Raw genomic sequence first — 23,559 nt, 5'->3', positions numbered from 1 at the left:
ATTTTAACAGGTTTGGGTTAGGCAACCGAAATCGGTTTTTATAAATTGGGCAATTCTTAACTAATTAATTCTAATTAATGAACAACCGATTAATGTTCCGGCTGGTTATTGTTTTTTTCTCTTTCTCAATAACCAGTTGTGCTGTATTTCAACCTGAAAAGGACAAGAAAACGGCAGCCGCTAAAGACTCTTCAGAAAAAGATAAAAACGGGATCAAAGCCTACGATAAGGTGATCACCAAAAAAGCAAAATCCGACACCGGACTTTTCACAGTACATCAAATTGATGACGATTACTACTACGAGATCCCAGACAGTCTTTTTAACCGTGAAATGCTTATGGTTACCAGGATCGCCCAAACAGCATCGGGCATTGGTTTTGGTGGCGGAAAACAAAATGAGCAGGTGCTTCGCTGGGAAAAGAAGAACAAGAACGTCCTTTTGCGTGTGGTATCACACGATGTATATGCTGCCGATTCTTTACCGGTTCATGAAGCTGTAAGGAATTCCAACTTTGAACCTATCCTTTTCTCCTTTGACATTGAGGCTTTTCATAAAGACTCAGTGAACAATTCAACAGTGATCAAGGTTACCGACCTTTTTAAAAAGGATGTACAGGCTTTAGGTTTTCCTGAAGGACGCCGCAAAAGCTACAAAATAAGCCGCCTGGATGATAGTCGTTCTTATATCGACACCATCCGCAGCTATCCTAAGAACATCGAAGTTCGCCACGTAAAGACTTACAATGCAGGGGAACCACCTTCTAATTCAAGCACGGGATCAATTTCAGTAAAAATGAGTAATTCCATGATCCTGCTCCCAGAAGTTCCTATGGAAAGAAGGTATTATGATGAGCGGGTAGGTTGGTTTACTACAGGCCAAACTGATTATGGACTGGACGCTCAAAAAAGTGAAACTGTACGCTATCTTGACCGCTGGAGACTAGAGGTGAAGGAAGAAGATATGGAGAAATTCAAGCGAGGAGAACTGGTTGAACCCAGGGAACAGATCGTTTACTACGTAGATCGTGCGACTCCAAAAAAATGGATCCCATACATCAAACAGGGAATTGAGGACTGGCAGGTTGCGTTTGAAGCTGCAGGCTTCAAAAATGCGATTATTGCAAAGGATCCTCCATCAAAAGAAGAAGATCCTGACTGGAGCCCGGAAGATGTTCGCTACTCTGTAGTGCGCTACCTGGCTTCTCCAATCCCAAATGCCAATGGTCCTCACGTAAGTGATCCACGTTCGGGAGAGATCCTGGAATCAGACATTAACTGGTACCACAATGTAATGACCCTCTTAAGAAACTGGTTCTTTGTACAAACTGCAGCTATTAATGAAGATGCCCGCGGAGTTGAATTTAAAGATGAGATCATGGGTCGTCTAATAAGATTTGTCTCTGCTCACGAAGTAGGACATACCCTTGGACTACCACACAACATGGGAAGCAGTGTGGCTTATCCCGTAGAATCTCTTAGAGATCCTGAATTCACTAAAAAGTATGGAACTGCTCCATCTATAATGGACTACGCTCGTTTCAATTATGTAGCTCAGCCGGAAGATGGTGATGTAGCGCTAATGCCAAACATAGGACCATATGATAAATATTCTATCATGTGGGGTTATAAACCAATTCCTGAAAAAGAAGGACAAGAGGAGAAAGAAATTCTTGATTCATGGATCCTGGAAAAAGCAGGAGACCCTGTTTACAGATTTGGAGCTCAGCAAAGCGGGGTGATCGACCCTACTTCACAAACTGAGGATCTTGGAGATGACGCTGTTCTTGCCAGCCAGTATGGGATCAAAAACCTTAAAAGGATCATCCCAAACCTCATCGAGTGGACTGCCGAAAAAGGTAAAGATTATGATGATCTTGAAACCATGTATGAGCAGGTGCTTGGACAGTACAACCGCTACATGGGCCATGTTGCTGCAAATGTGGGTGGTGTGATCAAGGAAACCAAAACCTACGACCAGGAAGGTGCAGTGTATTTCCACGTTTCCCCCGAAAAGCAGAAGAAGGCAATGAACTTCCTTCAGGATGAGTTATTTTCTACCCCGGAATGGCTACTGGACCAGGAGATCTTTAACAGGATCGAATTTGACGGTAGTGTGGAAAGGATCAGAAATACTCAGGAAAGAACGCTTAACAACCTGCTTGACTTCGGAAGAATGGCAAGATTGATCGAGAACCGTGAAATGAACGGAAGCAGCGCTTACGGACTTCTAGACATGATGCAGGACCTTAGAACTGGTGTTTGGAGTGAATTGAGAAAAGGTCAAAATATCGACACTTATCGAAGAAATCTTCAAAGAGCATACATCGATCGCATGGAATATCTAATGACCGAAGAACAGTCTGAAATTCCAGCCCGCTACCGTTCATGGGTTACAAGATCAAATGTTGATGTTGCACAAAGTGATATTCGCCCTGTTGTTCGAGGAGAACTGAAAAAGCTTCAGCGTGATCTTCGCAACAGCATTGGTCGAAGCAGAGACACACTTACCCGTTACCATTTAGAAGACGCTTTGGAAAGAGTAAGTCTTATTCTGGATCCAAATAGCTAAATCCTATTTCTGAATAAATGAAAGAGCCGGATGTTTCGTCCGGCTCTTTTCTTTTTTTATATCACCCATAATCTTACAATCCAGCCCCCTAAAAGCCATACATAAGAAATTAAGGCAAGGTACTTCATGATATTTTCCATCACCTGACTCTTCGGAGCCATTTCTTTCATATGGTCAACATCTTTCCTTTTAAAAAAGCCGATGTAGATAAGAATTCCGGAAAGGATAAGAAATATAAGGTTAAGGAAAAAAGTGTAGTCGATCTGGAAATGTTCAGATTCAAGGATCTTCACGTTTTTCGGATCGGGTAGCAGACTTAACAGGTCAAAAGAATAATGCAAAACCAGGGAAGTTCCAATAAGTGCAGTAAACAGCAAAAAGAGGATAAAAAGTGACATCTTCCAGCCATAATATTTTGCATTGATCCGCAACACCGGAAATACTACCAGGTCACTGAAAATAAAAGCCATTACTCCTGCAAAACTCACTCCCTTTCCGAAGAGCAGCGCCGCCAGCGGAATATTCCCCATAGAACCAATAAAAGTCAAAAACGCAGCAACAGGCCCGACAATAATATGCTCTAAAATGGTAAAGAAGCTATAGCTTTCAACCTCCGGGCCGCTGTTGATGAAGAGGGTTCTAAAAAAAGAATCGGGCACAAAGGCAGCTACTATTCCGGCAATGGTGAAGCCAATGGTTACATCCTTCCACACCATCTTCCATTCCATGGCATATTGCTTTGCCACCTTGGCCCAGGCAGTTTCAGACTTCATCTTCTCCTTCCAGGCTTTATCTGATCCTTCATCATCATCCTCTTCTCCTTTAAGCCGCTCCCGTGTCTTTTTGATCAGTTTCTTTGGATTAATCAGCCTTACAATGAGCCAGCTGATGAGGATAAGCAGGATTCCTCCCACATACTCCCCTACCACAAATTGCCAACCCAGGAAAATGGCAATGATGATCCCCAGCTCTATTACTAGATTTGTGGAGGCAAGAAGAAAAGCTATAGAAGGAACAAAACCTGCTCCTTTTTTAAAAAGACTTTTAGTAGAAGCAAGGGCAGAAAAGCTACAGGAACTGCTAATAAAGCCGAAGAAGGTACCAAGGAGCACACCTTTCGCGTCTTTTCCTCCCATGGTTTTTTCCATCTTCTTTTCGGTAACAAAGATCTGGATCCCACTGCTAATGATATACCCGAGAATGAAAGCCCAGAGAGCCATCCAAAAAAATCCCGTACTTGTGTAAGCAGCTTCTGCCCAGTCTTTCCAAAAGTCCTGCATTCAATCCTGGTTTTAAAATTATATACTAAAATGCCATTTTTGACTAGTCAATTTTGGCAGTTCTTAATCTTAACGCATTTGCGATCACCGACACCGAACTAAAGCTCATCGCTAAAGCCGCGATCATCGGGGAAAGTAAAAGTCCGAAGAACGGGTAAAGCACTCCGGCCGCGATAGGCACTCCCAATGTATTATAGATCAACGCAAAGAACAGGTTTTGTTTGATGTTGGTCATCACTTTTGAGCTCAGCTTTTTGGCTTTTACTACCCCGTGTAAATCCCCTTTTACGAGGGTGATCTCAGCGCTCTCAATGGCAACATCGGTCCCTGTACCCATAGCGATCCCGATATCGGCTTTGGCAAGTGCGGGTGCGTCATTAATTCCATCTCCGGCCATAGCCACTTTTTTTCCTTGTGCCTGAAGTTTTTCAACCTCTTCCAGTTTGTTCTGCGGAAGCATTCCGGCTTTAAAGCCAGTGAGATGCAGTTCGGAAGCCACAGCCGCGGCCGTAGTTTGATTATCACCGGTAAGCATGATCACCTCCACTCCATCATCCATAAGTTCTTGGATGGCCTGGCGGCTTGTTTTTTTAATAGGATCGGTAATGGTGACATAACCTGAAATTTCATTGTCAATAGCGATGTATGAAACGGTTTTGCCCTGCTCCTGCTCTTGTTTTACTTTTTTCTGAAGCTCCTCTGAAACTTCAGCATTAAGCTGACTCATGAGTTTCTCGTTTCCGATTGCAACTTCTTTTCCTGAAGCTGAACCGGTCACGCCTTTCCCTGTAACCGCATTAAAGTCTGATGCTTCAGAAATAGCTATTTTTCGTTCCTTCGCATAATTCACCGTTGCTGAAGCTAAAGGGTGCTCACTCTGGGCATTTACCGATGCCATTAATTGGATCACCTCTTCTTCGGAATAACTTCCATAGGCCACCACTTTTTCAACAGAAGGCTTGCCTTCAGTTATGGTACCAGTCTTATCGATGATCAAAACATCAATTTTGTTCATTTGCTCCAGGGACTGTGCGTTCTTGATCAACACCCCGTTCTGGGCACCTTTTCCCACTCCTACCATGACAGACATTGGCGTCGCAAGGCCCAGGGCACAGGGACAGGCAATGATCAACACAGCAATGGCGTTGATGAGTGCATATACATACTGGGGTTCAGGTCCATAGATCGCCCAAATAACGAAGGTTATGATGGAAATGAACACCACTACCGGTACAAAGTAGCCTGAAATCCTGTCCGCCAACTTCTGAATAGGTGCCTGTGAGCGGCTTGCGTCGTTTACCATTTTAATGATCTGGGCGAGCAGGGTTTCATTTCCTACTTTTTCAGCCTTCATGGTGAAACTGCGGTTTCCGTTAATGGTTCCAGAAGTCACCTTATCGCCTTCAACTTTTTCCACCGGTATAGGTTCTCCCGTGATCATGGATTCGTCGATATTGGTTTCCCCTCTTTGGATACTTCCATCCACAGGGATTTTCTCCCCCGGCTTCACCCGAAGAATGTCGCCGACTTCTATCTTGTCTGTATCAATAACTTTTTCTTCTCCATCAACTACAATAGTCGCTTTGTTAGGAGCCAGTTTTAGCAATTCCTTGATTGCAGAATTCGTACGACTGTGCGCACGGGCTTCCAGCACCTGTCCCATTAATACCAAAGTGAGAATTACTGTGGCGGCTTCAAAATAGACATGCACAGTGCCCGCATGCGTCTTAAATTGCGCCGGAAAGAAGTCAGGAAATACCATCCCGAAAACACTAAATAGCCAGGCAACTCCCGCACCAATCCCAATCAAGGTGAACATGTTAAGGTTCCAGGATCTTACCGATCTATAGGCTCTTTCAAAGAACATCCAGGTTGCGTAGAAAACTACCGGCAGGGAAAGCACAAACTGTATCCAGTTCCAGGCTTCCATGCTCATCCATTCATAAATTGGGTTGCCGGGGATCATTTCTCCCATGGCAATAAGAAAGATGGGCAGTGTAAAAGCAACGGCAATTTTAAACTTTTTGACCAGCTTGTTATAGGTTTTCTGCTCCCCGGTAAGGTCAGGCTCTATTCGTACGAGATCCATTCCGCAGATGGGGCAGCTTCCAGGCTCATCCTCAACTACTTCAGGGTGCATGGGGCAGGTATATTGATCTGGTTGCACGGTCAAACTCACTTCTTCCACCAGGTCCATTCCGCAGACAGGGCAGTCTCCCGGTTTGTCATAGGTTTTATCGCCTTCACAGTGCATGGGACAGTAATAAGTTCCCGTGCCTTTCCCCTGTGGTTTTTTGGGTTTAGGTGGCGCAGAGGAATCCTGTCCGGCCAGGAAGATATTATAAGAACCCGCCTCTTCCAACAAGGCTTCCTGTAAGGCAGTTACAGGCACAGGTTTATTCATGAAAACAAAGGCCTCTGCCTTTTCCAGGTCAACTTTTGCTTTCCCGACTCCATCCACCTTCTGCAGCACATCCTGCACGTGTTCTCTACAGCCGCTACAGGTCATACCTACGATCTCAAAACGCTGCTCAAGTTGTCCATTTTTTGGAGCATCCAATATGTGATAATTCCCGCCGTCTTTTTGAAGGGCGTCTTCGAAAACCCCAACCGGAATATGCTTTTCCATGTCAATGACAGCTTCGGCTTTCTCCAGATCCACCGCTGCATTTTTTACTCCTTGAACATTGTTGAGAGTTTCTTCCACATGAGCACGACAGCCGTTGCAGGTCATACCTATGATCTTGTAGGTGTGGCTCATGCTTGCCTCAACTTTGCCAAAGTTTTCATCATCAGCGGCAGTATTATCATCAGAAACCGAACTATTTTTTTGTGGAACTTTGGCAAAGTTTGAGTTTGCTTCAGCAGTACCAGGAGCGAGGATGTGATAATTTCCACCTCCTTTTTGAAGGGCTGTTTCCAAGATGTCCCAGGGAATATGCTCATCCATTTCGATCACCGCTTCAGCCTTTTCAAGATCTACAGAAGCAGATTTCACTCCGTCAACTTTCCGTAGAGCTTCCTCCACATGAGCACGGCAGCCATTACAGGTCATGCCGGTCACCTGATAGGTATGGGTCATGCTTGTCTCAACTTTGGCAAAGTTTGAGTTTGCTTCAGCAGTACCGGGAGCGAAGATGTGATAATTTCCACCGCCTTTTTGCAGGGCTGTTTCCAAGATGTCCCAGGGAATATGCTGGTCCATTTCGATCACCGCTTCCCCTTTTTCAAGATCAACAGTGGCATTTTTCACCCCGTCAACTTCCTGAAGCGTCTTCTCAATATGAGCACGACAGCCGTTGCAGGTCATGCCGGTTATTTTATATGTATGTACCATTTTCTTTCACTTTAGACTCCAAAGTTCGCAGGAAAGAAGCCGAATGTGTTATACAATTCGGGAAAATTATGGTAAGATTCTCCTATTCCTCCTCATTCTCCAGGCGGTAAATTATCTTTTTCATTTGCGCGATCTCCCTTTTCTGAGCTTCTATAATTTCTTCAGCCAGTTTTTTAGTTTCGGGGTCATCAATATCTGCGCGTTTACTGGTCAAAATTGCGATCGAGTGGTGAGGGATCATCGCTTTCATGTACAAAACATCCCCAATAACAGGCCGCTGCGCTCTAACTAAACCTAATGCCGATACAAATAAGACAAGGCTACCCAGATAAATGGCAATATTCTTTTTTTTGTTTTTATACATTTTGAGCATAAGAGAAAGCATGATCACCGCCATAGCCGAAATACCTAGGCAAGTCATATAAAACCGGGTCATACTAAAATAAACATGATCCCATTCATAGGTGTTCATATACATCGTGATATACATAGCCACAAAGGACAAACCGAGCATTAACAAGAACCTGCCGTAATTGCTGCCACTCATTTTATGCTGTTTTTTATCTTCTGAATTCATCTTATTTTGGTTTTTGATTGGTTAAGCTTTTTTATTTTTTAATCGTCTTTTCTACCGAACCACAATCTGGCATCTTATCGCCGAAATATGGATTGTTTATTTCTTCAATATCGGCATACCAGTAAGCTCCTTTATTATCAAATGCCATTGGGCAGAACTTTTTATAAATTGTACCACCAGATAATGCATCTTCAAACATAGGTCCCGCTTTTTCTGTAAATGCCGCGAACAATTCCCTTTGCTCCTCGAGGTCCTCGGTTTCAGACATTTGCTGGGCTATAGCTTTCATCTCGGCACGCTCTGCCGAAAAGGAGGCGATCATACTTTGAGCCACATCCTGTACCTCGTCTGCATCTGCATTGGTTAAAGCCATTTTAATCTCCAGATAGTTATGCCATATTTTCCCTGTCATACCATCAATAAAATGCTGGTCGGCAATATCCGGGGTTTCTTTTGCTGCTTCTTTAATTTCTTCGGAAGTATTGATTTCCACGCTTTGTTGTTTTTCCTTGTCCTGACAGGAGTGCAGCAGGATAAAACTGAAACAAAGCATCATTAATTTAAAATAAGCTTTCATGAGTTTATGATTTAAATTTAATCTTATACTAAGTTCGGAAAAAGCCAAGGCAAAGACTCATAAAAAATTCGTAAAACCCAATATTTATCGGGTTTTTCAAGGACAGTCTTAACCACTAAAAAGGAAAGAACAAAAACCTATAGTTCGTCAAGCGGTGTGCGCTTATTTTCCTTTACCTGCTTAAAATGGGTGGGAGTCAAGCCCGTGACCTTTTTGAACTGTTTGCTCAAATGGGAAACGCTGGAATAATGCAGTTGATGGGCGATTTGGCTTAGAGAAAGCTCATCATAGACCAAAAGTTCTTTGACTTTTTCGATCTTTTGAGTGATAACGTATTGTTCAATGGTCACCCCCTGCACTTCAGAAAATAGTTTGCTGAGGGCCGAATAATCCTGATGGAACTTTTCAGAAAGAAATTCCGAAAATGTCATTTTTGGGAGATCATCAGAATTATGGATCAACTCCACAACTGTAGTTTTTATGCTCTCAATGAGCCGGGTCTTTTTATCGTCAATAAGTTCGAACCCCAATCTACTAAATCGCTCATTAAGAAGCTTCTTCTCTCCGGGAGTTAATTCCTTTTCTATCTCGGCCATACCCAACTTGACTGTAACAGGATGAAGCCCGAACTTTTCCAGTTCAGACTTCACCATCATATTACAGCGGTTACAAACCATATTTTTGATAAAAAGCTTCACCTGCTACTATTTGATAGTATCGCGAACGCTTCCACACTTCAGCATCTTGTCACCGTAGTACGGGTTACGGATCTCTTCTGAAGATGACAACCAGTAAGCTCCTTTTCCGTCAAAAGCCATAGGACAATACTGCTTGTAAACTTCTCCTGAAGATAATTCTCCCGTTAACATATTTTCCATGGCATCAGAAAGGTCCTGGAAAGTGGTTCTCTGTACATTGATATCATCTGTCTGGGCGATAGTTTGAGCCGCATTCAAAGCTTCCTCGTTACCACCGGCATTTTGTAGTGCTTCAGTCATCATTTGGGCTCCGCTCTTTGCTTCTTCAGCATTGGTATTCACCAAAGCGGTCTTGACGTGCATATAGTGGTTGTAGACAGCCTCCATGTTCTGGTTGTTGAAGGCAAGATCACCCTGGGCACCGTCATCAAGGTTCACGTTCATATTGTCCATATTGTGATCATCGGTCTCTTCCATATGCATCTCGTTTTGCATTGGCATTGCACCGTCTTCAATTTCATTTTCTTTTTTTGTCTCTCCGCATGAAGCAAGTAAAAATGCTCCAGCAAGGGCCATAATTGACATTTTTGTTCTTTTCATTTTTCTGTTGTTTATAATTATTGATTATTGAATTTGTTCTACAATTTCGCCACAAGTGAGCATGGCATCCCCGTAGTAAGGATTTCTTATTTCGGCCACGTCACTCAGCCAGTACGCACCTTTATCTGAATTCGCCATAGGACAATAGTCCACATATATAGTTTTATCACCTGTTCCAAAGGCAGCTACGGTTTTGATGAGCGCTTCAGAAAGATAAACAAAATTCTCCCTTTGCTTTTTAAGATCAGTTGTGTTGAGCCCTTCTTCAGAATGTTGCAAAAGGAACTTCTTCTTCTCCTGCCAAAAAGCTTCTGCTTCTCCCGCCATTCCTGTTGCTGTTATTTGCTGAAGGCTATTGGCAAACTGTTTTGTAAACTTCAGACTTTCCTCTGCCTGTCCCTCCACAAGGGCATCTTTTAGCTGAAGATAATCTCTCACGAGCAAATCCAGTTGCTGCTGAAATTCTCCTGAAGCCTGCGCCCTGTAGTCATACCCGCTATCCTGCAGATACTGCCTTACATCGACCTGCGCTGCGGCTGAAGTTGCGGTGGCCGGATTCATCATACTGGGTTTTCCTGCAAGTTGAGCAGCAGCATCCACAGTGAAAGTTCCATTTACCACGATCTCTTCTCCCGCAGCCAGTCCTTCCTGAACCACGTAAGCCGATCCCAGGAGTTGCCCCAGCACCACCTCTCTCATCACAAAAAGAGGATTATTTGCAGTGCCTTCGTTCACATAGACGATGCTGCGCTTCCCGGTCCACAGCACTGCCGACCTCGGAATAGTCAATCCTGAAGCTGCTTCATCGTCACCACCTCCCGTCACTACCCCCGAGACAAACATCTCCGGCTTCAGCCTTTGATCAATATTTGAAACTTCTACCCTCGCAGTAGCCACTCTGGTTTGACGGTCAATTATGGGATCTATGAAATTAATAGTCCCGGTAAAGGTTTCTCCCGGGATAGAAGCTACAGTAAATTCTACTGTGTCTCCTACATTAACCATTCCTAAGGTCCTCTCATAAAGGTCAAAAAGAACCCACATTTTTGAAAGGTCGGCAATCTGGTACAGTGGCATTCCTCTTTCCACATAATCTCCTACCTCCACTAATTTTTCTGTCACCACCCCGTTCACATCGGCGGTGATGGTAAAACGGTCTGTAGCCTTTCCGCTCTCGAGGATCCGGTTGATCTGGTTTTCCCCGATCCGCCAGTTTCTCAGTTTTTGTTTTGCAGCTTCAAAAAGTTCAGGTTGCGACTCACGAATAGCATAGGCCTGTAAAAGTTCCTCCTGTGCCGTAACCAATTCGGGTGAATAAACTACTGCCAGCGCCTGTCCCCTGCGGACTTCCTCTCCCGTAAAATTGACCATCAGCCTTTCGATCCTTCCCGGCACGTGAGTACTCTGAGTATAGGAGATCCTTTCGTCTACCACTACTTTTCCATTAAGCTCTATCTCCCTTTCTGCAGAAGTGCTACCGACTTCCTGCGTCTGGATATTGGCTAGTTTCATAGCGTATTCTGTCATTTGCACAGCATCGGGATTTTCCATGGCGTCTGAGCTTTCCAGCGGAATAAGATCCATTCCGCAGATAGGACATTTCCCCGGTTCTGTCGCCCTTATTTGTGGGTGCATGGAACAGGTCCAAACAGTTTCCTGCGCGACTTCTGAGCTGTGGTCATGAATTTCGGCATCATCGCTGCCGCCAAAAAAGAGCCAGCCAAGCAGGATCCCTGCCACCAGTGTACCGGCTATGATGAGTATATTTTTATTTCTGCCTGTCATAATCTAAAGTTTTACCCGATAAATAATCGATTCTTGCCAGTGCGGTGAGATAATTGGCCTCTGCCCCTGCCACCGCCAGCTGATATTTTAAAAGTTCCTGCCTCACCCGTAGCACCTCCTCAAAATCTGAAGCTGCATTTCGGTAAGAGGAAAGCAATAAGTTGAGTACCTGGTCTGAACTTTCTACCTGTCGCTTGTAAAGTTGCAGCATGGCTTGCGCCTCCCGGACTTCAAAAAGGGCTGCCTCCAGTTCTGCTGAAAGTTGATTTTTCAAACCTTCTTTTCGCTGCTCATAACTCTCGGCCAAAAAAGCCGCCTGTTTGCGCGCAGCTTTATACTTCCCGCGGAAGATGGGCAGACTCACCGAAAGCATCGGCATAATCGCGTCACGACCGTTATCTTCTACCGCCATGTCCATTCTCTCCCCGACGATTACATAATCCAGTCCAATTCCGACATTTGGCATTCCCTCTTTCTTCGCCAGTTCTTCACGTGCACGCGCCGATGCTGCCATATTCTCCAGTTCTTCCAGCTGAGGATTGTCTTCCACTAAGGTGTCAAAAATGGCATTTTCGGGAACTATTTCCACCTCATCCGGCACCACTACTACTTCAGATTTTTCACGGTCCAGTAAGGCATTGAACTGAGCGACCAGCACATCCTCTCTGAGCCGGATCACGTCCAAACCTGTAATGGATTCATTTCGCATGATGTCTGCCTGTAAAACATCAGACAATGCTCCGCTTCCTGCACTCACGCGGGAAAGCGCTAGGTCCTTATAGTTCTGAAGTATGTCCAGGTTCTCCTGTTGATACTGCAGCTGTTGCTCGAGCTCGTAAAGTTCATAGTATTTACTGCTCACCTGCAACAGGATCTCATTGCGGGTTTCCAGGAAAGCCTGGAATTTAGCTTCGGCCATTAAAGTTGCCACATTCTCCCGTGCCTCAAGAGTTCCAAACCAGGGGAACATCTGCATGATAGAAAACCGGGCTTCCTGCGGACCAAGCCGAGTTTCCACCATTTGGCCAAAGGCCGAAACGGTGAGGGTGGGATCGGGCAGGCTCTTCACCTGCGGTGCTTCCTGCAGGGCCGCCTCAAATTCGGAATATGCAGCCTTCACCTGCGGATTATTTTCCGCAGCGATCAACAGATAGTCCTCCAGCGTCTGAGCTTCTATGCTTCCGAAGAGAAGAAAAAACAGACCTGTCAAAAATGATATTTTTAGAGAATCTTTCATTCTGCTGTTATTTTGTTTGAGTTTCTTGTAACTACGGTTTCCCTCCATATAGCCTGTAAAACAGGTACTACGAAGATGGTCATGATCTGTATCACCATTCCGCCCACAATAGGTATTGCCATAGGAACCATAATATCTGCACCCTTTCCTGTGGAAGTAAGTACCGGGAAGAGGGCGATTATTGTTACCGCTGTCGTCATCATTGCCGGCCTTACCCGCTTTTTACCTGCTTCGAGCACTGCAGCTCTTACAGCCGGAACTGTTTGTGGATCCCGCTTCTCAAAGACCTGATGGATGTATGTTCCCATAAGCACCCCGTCATCTGTTGCGATCCCAAAAAGGGCGATAAATCCTACCCAAACCGCAACACTTAAATTGATCGTGCCCATTTGGAACAGGTCTCGCATGTTCATTCCCGAAATGCTGAAGTCCATAAACCAGGGCTGCCCGTAAAGCCAGATCATGATGAATCCGCCGGCAAAAGCCACAAATACTCCCGAAAAGTGAATGGTAGATGCAATTACAGTTTTAAACTGGAAATAAAGAAGCAGGAAGATAATGACCAGCGAAATAGGAATTACAATAGCGAGCCTCTTGACTGCCCGTACCTGATTCTCATAATTCCCCGAAAACTCAAAGCTCACCCCGGGCGGAACTACCAGTTCTCCTGTAGCAATTCTTTCAGCTATTAGATCCTGTGCGTCATTCACCACATTTACTTCGGCAAAATCCTCTTTTTTATCGAAAAGCACATAACCTACTAAAAAGGTATCCTCACTTTTAATCATTTGAGGCCCTTTTACGTACCGCACCTCTACCAGCTGTCCCAACGGAATTTGCGCTCCAGTAGGTGTTGGCACCAGGATCTGCTCAATCTCCTCCGGCGAATTTCTTAGCTCCCGTGGATACCGCACCCGGACAGGATAACGCTCCCGGCCTTCAACGGTAGTGGTGATCTCCATCCCGCCGATTGCAGTTTCAATAGTTTGCTGTACTTTTTCGATACTGAGGCCGTAACGGGCGATATTCTGTCTGTTGATGTCGAGTTCGAGATATGGCTTACCGACAATTCGATCTGCAAAGACCGCTTCCTCTTTCACCGAAGGAACCTGTTTTAGGATCTCCTCCAGTTTAAATCCAAAATTCTGGATCGTCTCCAGGTCAGGCCCGTAAACCTTGATCCCCATTGGAGCTCTCATTCCGGTTTGAAGCATCACAAGCCTGGTTTCAATAGGCTGCAGCTTGGGAGCCGAAGTAATTCCCGGAAAGCGGGTGGCACTGACGATTTCATCCCATATATCATCGGGGCTGTTGATATGCTCCCTCCAGTTTCTAAAATATTCCCCGTCTTCATCGGCTATCAGATCTTTAGCTGTGATATTCTTAAGGACCACTTCTTCATGAGGAAAGGCTTCCCCTGACTTCAGAATGAAATTTCCGTCATCATCTACCCTGAAGCGCTGCATTTCTCCATCTTCGTTCAGCATATATTCGGGTTTGTAATTGATGACATTCTCGTACATGGAAATTGGAGCCGGATCTATTGCAGTCTCCGCCCTTCCCAGTTTCCCTACAGCAACCTCAACTTCCGGAATATTAGTGACCGCCATGTCCAGCTTTTGAAGTACTTCCTTGCTGCCTTCAATTCCCAGGTGCGGCATTGCAGTAGGCATCAGTAAAAAGCTTCCTTCATTCAGCGTTGGCATAAATTCTTTACCTACGCCGGGAAATGCCTCGGAAGCACCTTCCCAGGCTGCAGTTTCCCTTAATTCCCAGCCAATTTCTTCTGCGCCGTCACCAATGAATCCGAAAATTTTTGGGAATCCCTGCCAGATCAAAAGTCCGATCAAAATGGTGATTACCGGAAGCATTAAAAAAGTTTTCTTGTTCTCCAGACACCAGGTCAATATGTTCTCATAGAACCTTACGACTGCCAAAAGCGCGACCAGAGTAAGTGCTAAAAGCACAATTACGAACAGGTAATTTTCTATAATGTGGTTACGCACTCCCAATGGCATCCAATGCCTGGTGAGGAAAAATATCGTTACGGCCAGGATAATGAAAAGTGAGATTTCTTTTGAATATTTCCCAAGGAACCCACGGCTTTTAGGTTCAAGTAGTCTCAAGACTCCAATTACCGTTAGCGCCAGGGGCAGCCACATCCCGAAGAGGAGAGCAAGGACAATTCCGCCGGCAATAAGGCTGTAGTTCCAGATGCGGTTCACTTTCTCCTTTTTCAGCTTTAAAGAGAAGAAATAGTAAGACAACATTGGCAGCACGATGATTCCGAGCAAAAAGGCTGCTACTAAAGCGAATGTTTTGGTAAAAGCCAGCGGAATGAAGAGTTTACCTTCGGCATTTTCCATGAAAAAAACCGGAAGGAAACTCACTACTGTTGTAGCCAGTGCAGTCGTGACAGCAGGACCTACTTCTATGGTAGCGTTTCGAATTACTTTTAAAAGCTTGGACCCCTGAACATCTTTATTCTCAGGGAGTTCGAGATGTCGCAGCGTATTTTCGACGAAGACAATTCCCACATCGACCATAACCCCAATGGCAATCGCAATACCAGAAAGCGCAACTACATTCGCATCCACTCCAAAGTACCTCATGGCAATGAAGGTCATGAGCACCGCGATGGGCAGCAGACTTGAAATTAAGATAGAAGCGCGAAGATTCAAGACCAGAATAATAACAACTATGATGCTGATAAGAATCTCGTCTGAAAGGGCATTTTCAAGGGTTCCTAAAGTTTCATGTATCAACTGCGTACGATCATAAAACGGAACTACGGTCAATTTACTCACCGTTCCATCCTGCAAAATCTTTGTAGGCATACCCGGAGCGATTTCCTCAATCTTATCTTTGACATTGTTGATCACCGCCAGCGGATTAGATCCGTAACGGGCAACTACCACTCCCCCGGCGACCTCAGCACCGGCCTTGTCTAAAATCCCGCGTCTTTCGGCAGGCCCCAGTGTTACAACACCAATATCAGAAATAAGGATCGGCTTGTTCTCATTGACCGCGACCACAGTGTTTTCTATATCTTCAAGAGATTCAATGTAACCCAGCCCACGGACCAGGTATTCCACTTTGTTGACTTCAATGGTCTTGGCACCAATGTCGCGGTTGGAGTTCTTCACCGCCATCATCACATCGTCAATGCCTACATTAAATGCCTTTAAAGCATCGGGATCTACATCGACCTGATATTCACGAACAAATCCTCCAACAGAAGCTACTTCTGAGACTCCTTCTACTCCGCTCAAACCGAGCTTTACATAGTAATCCTGCACCGATCTTATTTCGTGCAGGTCCCAGCCGCCGGTAACATTACCCGCTGTATCCCTTCCTTCGAGCGTGTACCAGAAAACCTGGCCCAGAGCAGTAGCATCGGGTCCCAAAGTAGGTTGGGCATCTTCGGGTAAAAGTCCGGGTGAAAGAGAGTTGAGCTTTTCAAGAATCCTGGTGCGGGACCAGTAGAATTCTACATCTTCATCAAAGATGATGTTGATGCTGGAAAACCCGAACATGGACGTACTACGAATAGACTCCACCCCCGGAATTCCGAGTAAGGCGGTGGTGAGCGGATAGGTGATCTGGTCCTCAATGTCCTGTGGCGATCGGCCGGGCCATTCGGTAAAGACGATCTGCTGATTCTCGCCCAGATCGGGAATCGCATCTACCGGCACAGGATCCCGAGGTAGGAGATCAAAATCCCAGTCGAAGGGAGAAGTGACCACACCCCAACCAATCATTAAGATTAGCAAAAGGCTTGTCACCAGCCGGTTATAAAGGAAATAACTTATTATTTTAGAAAACATTCTTTGATATTAAATTGATTAAATGTGAACAAACACAGCAACCCCGGCGTGCAGGGTCAAAAAATCAGGTTAAATATCAAATAAGGAAAGTCTCGTCAAGCAACTGTATGTCATAGACGAGCAAGGGAGGTTTGTAATGGAAAAAAGGAGTTTCAGCCTGAGGCTCTCCTTCAAAAAGATTAGCATAAGACCAGGTGAAAGAAGACAGGAAAACCTGTTTGTCAAGGTCAAGATCATCGAAAGAGATCTTTAATTCCTTTTGGCCTTCAACTACAACTTTCTCTTCATCGCAGCATTCATCTTCAGCCGAAGTAGTAATATCGCCATGCATTCCGCAGGTCTTAGCTTCAGAAAAAACAGCCTGGTCCACAAGAATTTCTCCACAGAAATGCTTGTCCACCGTAAAAGACACGGTGGAGAACAGCACCAAAAATGCCATTATTAAAGATCCGGATTTTTGAAAAAGTCTTTTCACAGAAGACAAAGGTATATATTTTTTAATTATCTGCAGCTAAGTACAAAAGTCTTCCATAATTATACAAAATCTGCTCCTCCCTAAAGACGCCAAAGGAGAATCTAATAAATATTTTGAAGACAGCGGGGTTCCCTATACCTTATTCCGCACTTCTTTTTATTGGGATAATTTCATCAACTTCTGAATGGTTCCTCAAAAAGGCGCAGATGGGGAACTATATTTTACTTTTCCTATGGCCGATAAGAAATTGCCTGGTATTGCAGCAGAAGATATTGGTAAGATTGCCTATAGAATTTTCAAGGCAGGAGATAAACACAAGAAAAAAAGCGTGGGCATTGCCGGGGAACATCTTACCGGAGATCAAATGGCCACCACTTTTTAGGAAGTCTACGGAAAGAAGGTCCGGTATAATGCTGTGGAACCTGCTGTCTATAGAAGCTTTAATTTTCCCGGAGCCGACGATCTGGGAAATGTGTTTCAATTTAAAGCAGATTTTGAAGGAGAATATTGCAAAGCAAGAGACGTGGAAAATACAAGGAAGTTAGATCCTGAATTATTAAACTTCATCCTGGCTACGTAAGAATAAGGACAGGATGCAGATTAGCCATTTTTAGGTTTAATCTGCAACAGATCTCTGCAACCTGTAATAATAAAAAGCCGGTAGCAAAATCAAAATGAGCAGTGGATGGGCCAAAAACCGCCGCACGTAAAAAGCGGCAAGGTAATCCTGTGGCTGCACGTGATGCATTAAGTAAACAAAAAACGGAAAAAGCACTATAAAAAAAGTAAGATAAATAACTCCAGAGAATTTGATGATCCCCCAACTTTGAAAGGCTACCCACAAGATCAAGAGGGAAACAAGAGTATTAAGGGAAAATCGCAAAAAGACGTTAAAAAACATTTCAAAAGAGAAATCTATCGTTTCCCCGCTTTGATAAGCCTGTTCGAAAAAATACATAAAGGGATCGTAGAAAAATTTGTATTCATAAACCCTTATAAGCGCCAGTACGCCAACAAGTCCCAGGATGATAATGATCTTAACGACTCCTTTCATATTTAATTTGTTTACTGTAAATAATAATCCAGAGCACCCAAAGAAGGAAAACAACTCCATAGATCACCAACGGGAAAGCTATGGAATGCAGAAAATGGGCATATTCAGGAAGTTCATAAATCCCAATGGCCATAAAGGCAATTCTTAAGATGTTTATCACATAAATTATTACGACTCCCGCCAGGGTGAAGAAAAACGTAGTCTTTAATTTTCCCGAGAAAGCCAACATAAAAGATACGAAGAGGATAATAATACTGGCGGCATTACAACCTTCGATAATCCGAGCCACAAATTTGCCGTTGACCATCAAATGCATGTTGGTCTCGGGGTATCCCGGTGTTACTTCCGAATTATAGTTAAGAGCCGATACCACGGCTTCACTTTGAACCGCCACAAGGTGCGTAAGAAAATCGGGGTAGTAATCTCCCCAGTCAAAATTTTGCAGGTACAAATTGTACAGCAATGCTAACAGGAGATAGGCACCTAAAAAGGTGAAAATAAACCGTATTACCGGGGCGTATTTCTGAATGAGGCGGCGCAAATTTAGCTTATGCTTTCATCAAAAGTATTTATTTAAAATCAAAGGCTAAGCTGAATTTTTAAATACTTTTGCTCAAAAAAGTAAACAATGTCATTTGATAAATTAAGAAAAGAGTCCGCTGATATTCTTGCCAATGAAAAAGCTTCTGTGGAAGCACGTCTCACCCAACTTTGTGAGTTGCTTAAAGCTGAAGTTGATTACTATACCTGGGTGGGTTTCTACTTTAAGAACGGCGATAAAAATGAACTGAAACTAGGACCTTTTGCAGGTGAACCTACAGATCATACCATCATTCCCTTCGGAAAAGGCATTTGCGGACAGGTAGCTGTGTCCAACCAAAATTTTGTGGTACCCGATGTGAAAGCTCAGGATAACTATATTGCCTGCAGCATTCATGTAAAAGCTGAAATAGTAGTGCCTTTGTTCAAAAATGGCGAAAACATTGGTCAAATAGATATTGATTCCAATGTCGCCGATCCATTTACTGAAGAAGATGAGCGCTTCCTGGAATATGTGAACGAAAAAGTAGCGGAGATACTATAATTAAGATCCTGAAACAAGTTCAGGATGACGGAAATAAAATAAGGGGTGCCAAAAAAGTCATTTTTGGCACCCCTTATTTTTTAGATTCTTTACCGCCCTATTCTTCGCGGGTCAATTCATAAGTACCACCGCCCTGCATCAATATCATTTTATCGGCTTCTGGTTCGAATTCCAATTTTAATCCGGCGCGGGTGAACTGGAACTTATTTTCATCATAAGCTTCAAGAGGAAAAGATGGCTGCCCGGTTCCCTGCCCCATCAAAGTTCCATCTTCTACAAAGATCTCCAGCTTTAGCGGGAAGGTTTCATTGCCATAAGTACCAGTATATTCCTGAAGTTTTTCTTCGGGCACTTCCATGGAAGGCTCAAAAGAAGGGAGTGTGAAGTCCAATCCCCAATAGATACTCATAGCTCCAATCACTATTTCATTAGGTGAAAAATCGGTACCGTTGGAAATATAAGATACGGCCAGGTCTTCTTCGGGATAGTAAGAACTCATGGAATTGAATCCATCTATTCCCCCGGTGTGACCGTACAGGGTTTTATCGTTAAAGGGAAAATTAAAAAGCCCCATTCCGTAACCATTTTTGAAAGTTTTCATCTGCTCAAAAGTTTCCTGTTGCAGCACTTTCCCTTCAAAGAGAGCTGTGTAGAAGGAATTAAGATCTGAAGGGGTGGAAACAATTGCTCCTGCGCCCATGGGGATGCTCATATCGGTTTCGGTAGCAGGTTTCCAATCCTTTTTCTTTTGGTAAGAAAAGGCTTCAGCATTATCTGAATTTATTTTTCCGCCGTAATATGTATCTTTCAGCCCAAGCGGTTCTATGATTCGCTTTTTAAGCACCCCGGCATAGCTGTCATTCTCTACGTCCTGCAGGATGAAAGAAAGCAGCACATAATTAGTATTGGAGTATTCGTTCTTTTCCCCCGGCTGGAAGGAAGGTTTATGGGCTTTAAATATTGCCAAAAGCTCCTCTTTGGATTTAGGCTCCTCCATGTAATCAAGGTAAGCGTCTTCATTAGTGAAATTAAAAAGCCCGCTTTGGTGCCTTAGCATATCTTCAATGGAAATTTTTTCTGCATTAGGAAGAGTAGGATAAAATTCTGAAAGTTTGGTGTCAAGCGACAATTTTCCCTCTTCTACCATTTGCAGGATCATAGCGGCAGTAATTGTCTTGGAGATAGATCCAATGCGGTATTTGGTTCGCGCGTCGGCCTTAATATCTTTTGACACATCGGCATATCCAATACTTTTTGTGTAAACAGGTTTGCCGTTCTTATGAACAGCAAAGCTACCCATCCCCTTGTTATTCTCTTCAACAGCTTCAAAAAGACCGTCCATTTTCTGAACATCGAATTCCTGTGCCCCGACTATCGAAACACAAATGAAAGCCAGAATTGTGAATAATTTTTTCATGTTAGGTTGATTAAAAGATTGACTGACAAATTAATCTACATACGGTAATTTGATGTTATACAAAGTGATGTGAAGTTTTACATTCCGGTTCTAATAGCTTCAACAGGATCCAGTTTCGATGCTGAAATTGCCGGTACTATCCCCGAGATTAACCCAATGACTGCCGATACTGCTGTACCTATAAACATATTCGAGGAAGAAAGAATGAACTGAAAACTTCCTGTGAACTGGGAGACCACAATAGAACCGACCCACACGAGGAGTAGACCTATAAGACCACCTATAACAGAAAGTATTATTGCCTCAAATAAAAACTGAAACAAGATGAACTTGTTCTTGGCTCCGAGAGATTTTTGAATACCAATAAGGTTCGTACGTTCTTTCACACTCACAAACATGATGTTAGCAATTCCAAAACCACCGACAAGGAGAGAGAAACCACTGATTATAAGTCCAAAGAAATTCAGCTGACCTGTCATGTTATCAATGAGATCGGTAAAACCTTCCAGTTGATTCACAAAAAAGTTGTTGACATCATCGCGTCGTAACCCCCTGAAGTTTCGGAGCTGTTGTGAGATATAGGCTATTAATTCATTGCTGTCAACATCTGGATCAGGCTTGATAACCACCTGCGGAAAGGTACCGCGATTGCTTCCGCCGTAGATCCTTCTTACAACATTAACAGGTACAAACACATTAGTATCGTGACTACCACCAAAAAGACTCGCTCCCTTCTTTTCCAGTACGCCAATTACGGTAAATTTCCTTCCGTATAGCCTTACCTCCTGCCCCAGGGCATTACGGTTTCCAAAGAGGTTCTCGTAAACATCATGCCCCAGCACAATGACGGGTGTACCACTAACAGATTCAGCCTTATTAAAGAAGCGGCCTTCTTCAATCTCAAGAGCTTCAATATCATAATATTCTGAAGAAACAGCAGCAATACCTACATTTGATGCTGTTTTATCGCTGTACTTAATATTTTCGGGGGGCACATTGAGCACGTAAGACATAGCCGAAACATCGGGTACAGAGCGGCTTAGATATTCATATTCCTCATAACTAACATCGGGGAATTGTTCCCTTTTCCATTGTGGCACCTCTGTGGGGCCAAAAGAAAAACGGGTGAGGATCATGGTGCGGTTATCCAGCGAGCTCAGGCTTCCCTTAATTTCCTTCTCCAGTGAATCTACTGCGGCAAGTACAGCAATAATCGAGAAAATCCCAATGGTGACTCCCAGAAGAGACAACATGGTTCGCAGTTTATTGTTTTTGAGAGCGCTTATTGCGAAAAAAAAACTCTCTTTAAGAACCCTTAAATATATTAACATCGTAGTTTTTATGAGTTATTAGATACCTGCACTCCATAAGACGCCGGGTTTGAAAATTCGTTACAAAATAATTATATAATTAAAGGTAGCAGCCCCTTAATTTTATATCGAAATAATTACTTTTGCAACCTCAACAAAACCAACATAATGAGCGACTTCAAATCGGCTAAATCTGCACTTATTTCAGTCTTTGATAAAGACGGGCTTGAACCTGTAGTAAAAAAACTTAATGAGCTGGGAATCACCATCTATTCTACGGGAGGAACCGAAAAGTTTATTAAGGACCTGGGGATAGATGTAGTTCCGGTTGAGGATATCACCTCTTATCCTTCCATTCTTGGGGGACGGGTTAAGACCCTGCACCCAAAGGTTTTTGGAGGCATTTTAAACCGAAGTAAAAATGCGCAGGATAAGGCTGAACTTGAACAATATGAGATCCCACAGATCGACATAGTGATCGTGGACCTTTATCCTTTTGAAAAGACAGTAGCTTCGGGTGCTTCCGAAGAAGATATCATTGAAAAAATTGACATCGGCGGGATTTCCCTCATAAGGGCAGCCGCCAAGAATTATAATGATGTGACCTGTGTATCATCTGTAGATGATTATGCCGAATTTTTACAGATCATATCAGACAGCAACGGAAAAACCAGCCTTGAGGATCGTAAAAGATTTGCTGCAAAGGCTTTTAATATTTCCTCACATTACGATACGGCAATTTTTAATTATCTCAATGAAGATGAATTGACCTTCAAACAAAGTTTCAATGGGGGACAGGAATTAAGATACGGTGAGAATCCCCATCAAAAAGGGCGTTTTTACGGAGACTTTTCTGCCATGTTTGACAAGCTGCATGGGAAGGAACTTTCATATAACAATCTGCTGGACGTTGATGCTGCAGTGAACCTTATGAACGAATTTCAAAATGACGCACCTACTTTTGCTATTTTAAAGCACAACAATGCCTGCGGACTGGCACAGAGGGAATCTTTGCTTGAGGCTTATAAAGATGCTTTGGCAGGGGATCCTGTTTCAGCCTTCGGTGGAATATTGATCAGCAACACCGAGATTGATGAAGCTACTGCCGGGGAGATCCATGAATTGTTCTGCGAAGTTGTTATAGCTCCGGGTTATTCCGAAGCAGCTTTGGATATTTTAAAAGGAAAAAAGAACAGGGTATTACTGGTTCAGAAGAAAACAAATCTTCCGGAGAAGCTGGTACGCACCTGCCTTAATGGAATTTTGGTTCAGGACAGGGATTCAAAAACAGATTCCAAAGAAGATTTAACTTACGCGACAAACAATAAACCTTCACAACAGGAGTTAAATGACCTGTTGTTTGCCTCCAGAATTTGCAAACACACAAAGTCAAATACTATCGTCCTGGTAAAAAACAAACAATTACTTGCGAGCGGTACCGGTCAAACCTCCAGGGTAGATGCCCTTCGACAGAGTATCGACAAAGCAAACTCCTTTGAATTTGATCTTAAAGGAGCGGTAATGGCAAGTGATGCTTTTTTCCCGTTCCCTGATTGTGTAGAAATTGCTGACAAAGCCGGGATCACTGCTGTAATTCAGCCGGGTGGATCTATTAAGGATCAACTAAGTATAGACTATTGCAACGAGAACAATCTTGCTATGGTAATGACCGGCACAAGACATTTTAAACATTAATTTTATTACATTTACCAAACCTCAACTAATCGACTA

The 23,559-nt window shown here is 43.6% G+C and carries 18 protein-coding genes; 4 read left to right on the top strand and 14 right to left on the bottom strand.

The window, feature by feature from the left end; genetic code table 11:
- Window positions 1-92: 92 nt before the first annotated feature.
- Window positions 93-2,570, top strand: a complete 2,478-nt coding sequence (locus LA313_RS13595) for a zinc-dependent metalloprotease (protein ID WP_408641378.1) — start codon at window positions 93-95, stop codon at window positions 2,568-2,570.
- Window positions 2,571-2,626: 56 nt separating this feature from the next.
- Here the strand turns inward: LA313_RS13595 and LA313_RS13590 are convergent, their stop codons facing one another.
- From LA313_RS13590 to LA313_RS13540, 10 genes are all read right to left on the bottom strand, one after another.
- Window positions 2,627-3,850, bottom strand: a complete 1,224-nt coding sequence (locus LA313_RS13590) for a permease (protein ID WP_228915897.1) — start codon at window positions 3,848-3,850, stop codon at window positions 2,627-2,629.
- 43 nt (window positions 3,851-3,893) lie between these two features.
- Window positions 3,894-7,187, bottom strand: a complete 3,294-nt coding sequence (locus tag LA313_RS13585; RefSeq protein ID WP_456300206.1) for a heavy metal translocating P-type ATPase — start codon at window positions 7,185-7,187, stop codon at window positions 3,894-3,896.
- Window positions 7,188-7,269: 82 nt separating this feature from the next.
- Window positions 7,270-7,764, bottom strand: a complete 495-nt coding sequence (locus LA313_RS13575) for a DUF305 domain-containing protein (protein WP_228915895.1) — start codon at window positions 7,762-7,764, stop codon at window positions 7,270-7,272.
- A 31-nt stretch (window positions 7,765-7,795) separates the two neighbouring features.
- The gene (locus tag LA313_RS13570; RefSeq protein WP_228915893.1) at window positions 7,796-8,341 is read right to left on the bottom strand and encodes a DUF3347 domain-containing protein; all 546 of its coding nucleotides are present in this window, start codon (window positions 8,339-8,341) and stop codon (window positions 7,796-7,798) included.
- Between the two features lie 137 nt (window positions 8,342-8,478).
- Entirely contained in the window at window positions 8,479-9,018 is a 540-nt protein-coding gene (locus tag LA313_RS13565; RefSeq protein WP_228915911.1) for a helix-turn-helix domain-containing protein, read from the bottom strand.
- Between the two features lie 27 nt (window positions 9,019-9,045).
- Window positions 9,046-9,639, bottom strand: coding sequence for a DUF3347 domain-containing protein (locus LA313_RS13560; protein WP_228915891.1), 594 nt, complete (start codon window positions 9,637-9,639; stop codon window positions 9,046-9,048).
- A 24-nt stretch (window positions 9,640-9,663) separates the two neighbouring features.
- Window positions 9,664-11,424, bottom strand: coding sequence for an efflux RND transporter periplasmic adaptor subunit (locus LA313_RS13555; RefSeq protein WP_228915889.1), 1,761 nt, complete (start codon window positions 11,422-11,424; stop codon window positions 9,664-9,666).
- Window positions 11,408-12,661 carry a TolC family protein gene (locus LA313_RS13550; RefSeq protein ID WP_228915888.1) on the bottom strand — a complete coding sequence of 418 codons (1,254 nt, stop codon included), beginning with the start codon at window positions 12,659-12,661 and terminating at the stop codon, window positions 11,408-11,410. The genes LA313_RS13555 and LA313_RS13550 overlap by 17 nt, the downstream gene beginning before the upstream one ends.
- Window positions 12,658-16,488, bottom strand: a complete 3,831-nt coding sequence (locus tag LA313_RS13545; RefSeq protein ID WP_228915886.1) for an efflux RND transporter permease subunit — start codon at window positions 16,486-16,488, stop codon at window positions 12,658-12,660. The genes LA313_RS13550 and LA313_RS13545 overlap by 4 nt, the downstream gene beginning before the upstream one ends.
- 76 nt (window positions 16,489-16,564) lie before the next feature.
- Window positions 16,565-16,963 (bottom strand): HYC_CC_PP family protein, encoded by a 399-nt coding sequence (locus LA313_RS13540; RefSeq protein WP_408641377.1) that lies wholly within the window; start codon window positions 16,961-16,963, stop codon window positions 16,565-16,567.
- Between the two features lie 184 nt (window positions 16,964-17,147).
- On the opposite strand from LA313_RS13540, the gene LA313_RS13535 reads away from it, so the two are divergent.
- Window positions 17,148-17,345, top strand: a complete 198-nt coding sequence (locus LA313_RS13535; RefSeq protein WP_228915882.1) for a Rossmann-fold NAD(P)-binding domain-containing protein — start codon at window positions 17,148-17,150, stop codon at window positions 17,343-17,345.
- A gap of 234 nt (window positions 17,346-17,579) precedes the next feature.
- On the opposite strand, the gene LA313_RS13530 is transcribed toward LA313_RS13535, so the two are convergent.
- Both LA313_RS13530 and xrtF read right to left on the bottom strand, forming a co-directional pair.
- Window positions 17,580-18,017 carry an exosortase F system-associated membrane protein gene (locus LA313_RS13530; RefSeq protein WP_228915881.1) on the bottom strand — a complete coding sequence of 146 codons (438 nt, stop codon included), beginning with the start codon at window positions 18,015-18,017 and terminating at the stop codon, window positions 17,580-17,582.
- Window positions 18,001-18,558: an exosortase family protein XrtF gene (gene xrtF / locus LA313_RS13525; RefSeq protein ID WP_228915879.1), complete on the bottom strand. Its 558-nt coding sequence runs from the start codon at window positions 18,556-18,558 to the stop codon at window positions 18,001-18,003. The genes LA313_RS13530 and xrtF overlap by 17 nt, the downstream gene beginning before the upstream one ends.
- A gap of 87 nt (window positions 18,559-18,645) precedes the next feature.
- On the opposite strand from xrtF, the gene LA313_RS13520 reads away from it, so the two are divergent.
- On the top strand, window positions 18,646-19,101 hold the full coding sequence (locus LA313_RS13520; protein WP_228915877.1) for a GAF domain-containing protein: 456 nt from the start codon (window positions 18,646-18,648) through the stop codon (window positions 19,099-19,101).
- A 97-nt stretch (window positions 19,102-19,198) separates the two neighbouring features.
- On the opposite strand, the gene LA313_RS13515 is transcribed toward LA313_RS13520, so the two are convergent.
- Together LA313_RS13515 and LA313_RS13510 are read right to left on the bottom strand one after the other, a co-directional pair.
- On the bottom strand, window positions 19,199-20,518 hold the full coding sequence (locus LA313_RS13515; RefSeq protein WP_228915875.1) for a serine hydrolase domain-containing protein: 1,320 nt from the start codon (window positions 20,516-20,518) through the stop codon (window positions 19,199-19,201).
- A gap of 77 nt (window positions 20,519-20,595) precedes the next feature.
- Window positions 20,596-21,849, bottom strand: a complete 1,254-nt coding sequence (locus tag LA313_RS13510) for an ABC transporter permease (RefSeq protein ID WP_228915873.1) — start codon at window positions 21,847-21,849, stop codon at window positions 20,596-20,598.
- A gap of 147 nt (window positions 21,850-21,996) precedes the next feature.
- On the opposite strand from LA313_RS13510, the gene purH reads away from it, so the two are divergent.
- Window positions 21,997-23,523: a bifunctional phosphoribosylaminoimidazolecarboxamide formyltransferase/IMP cyclohydrolase gene (gene purH, locus LA313_RS13505; protein ID WP_228915871.1), complete on the top strand. Its 1,527-nt coding sequence runs from the start codon at window positions 21,997-21,999 to the stop codon at window positions 23,521-23,523.
- The last annotated feature ends 36 nt before the right edge of the window (window positions 23,524-23,559 follow it).

It is taken from the genome of Salinimicrobium sediminilitoris, from assembly GCF_020866905.1.
In the GTDB taxonomy this organism is placed as follows: Bacteria; Bacteroidota; Bacteroidia; order Flavobacteriales; family Flavobacteriaceae; genus Salinimicrobium; species Salinimicrobium sediminilitoris.
Note: the sequence above shows the minus strand (reverse complement) of the source record. Positions and strands in the feature narration are given on the sequence as shown.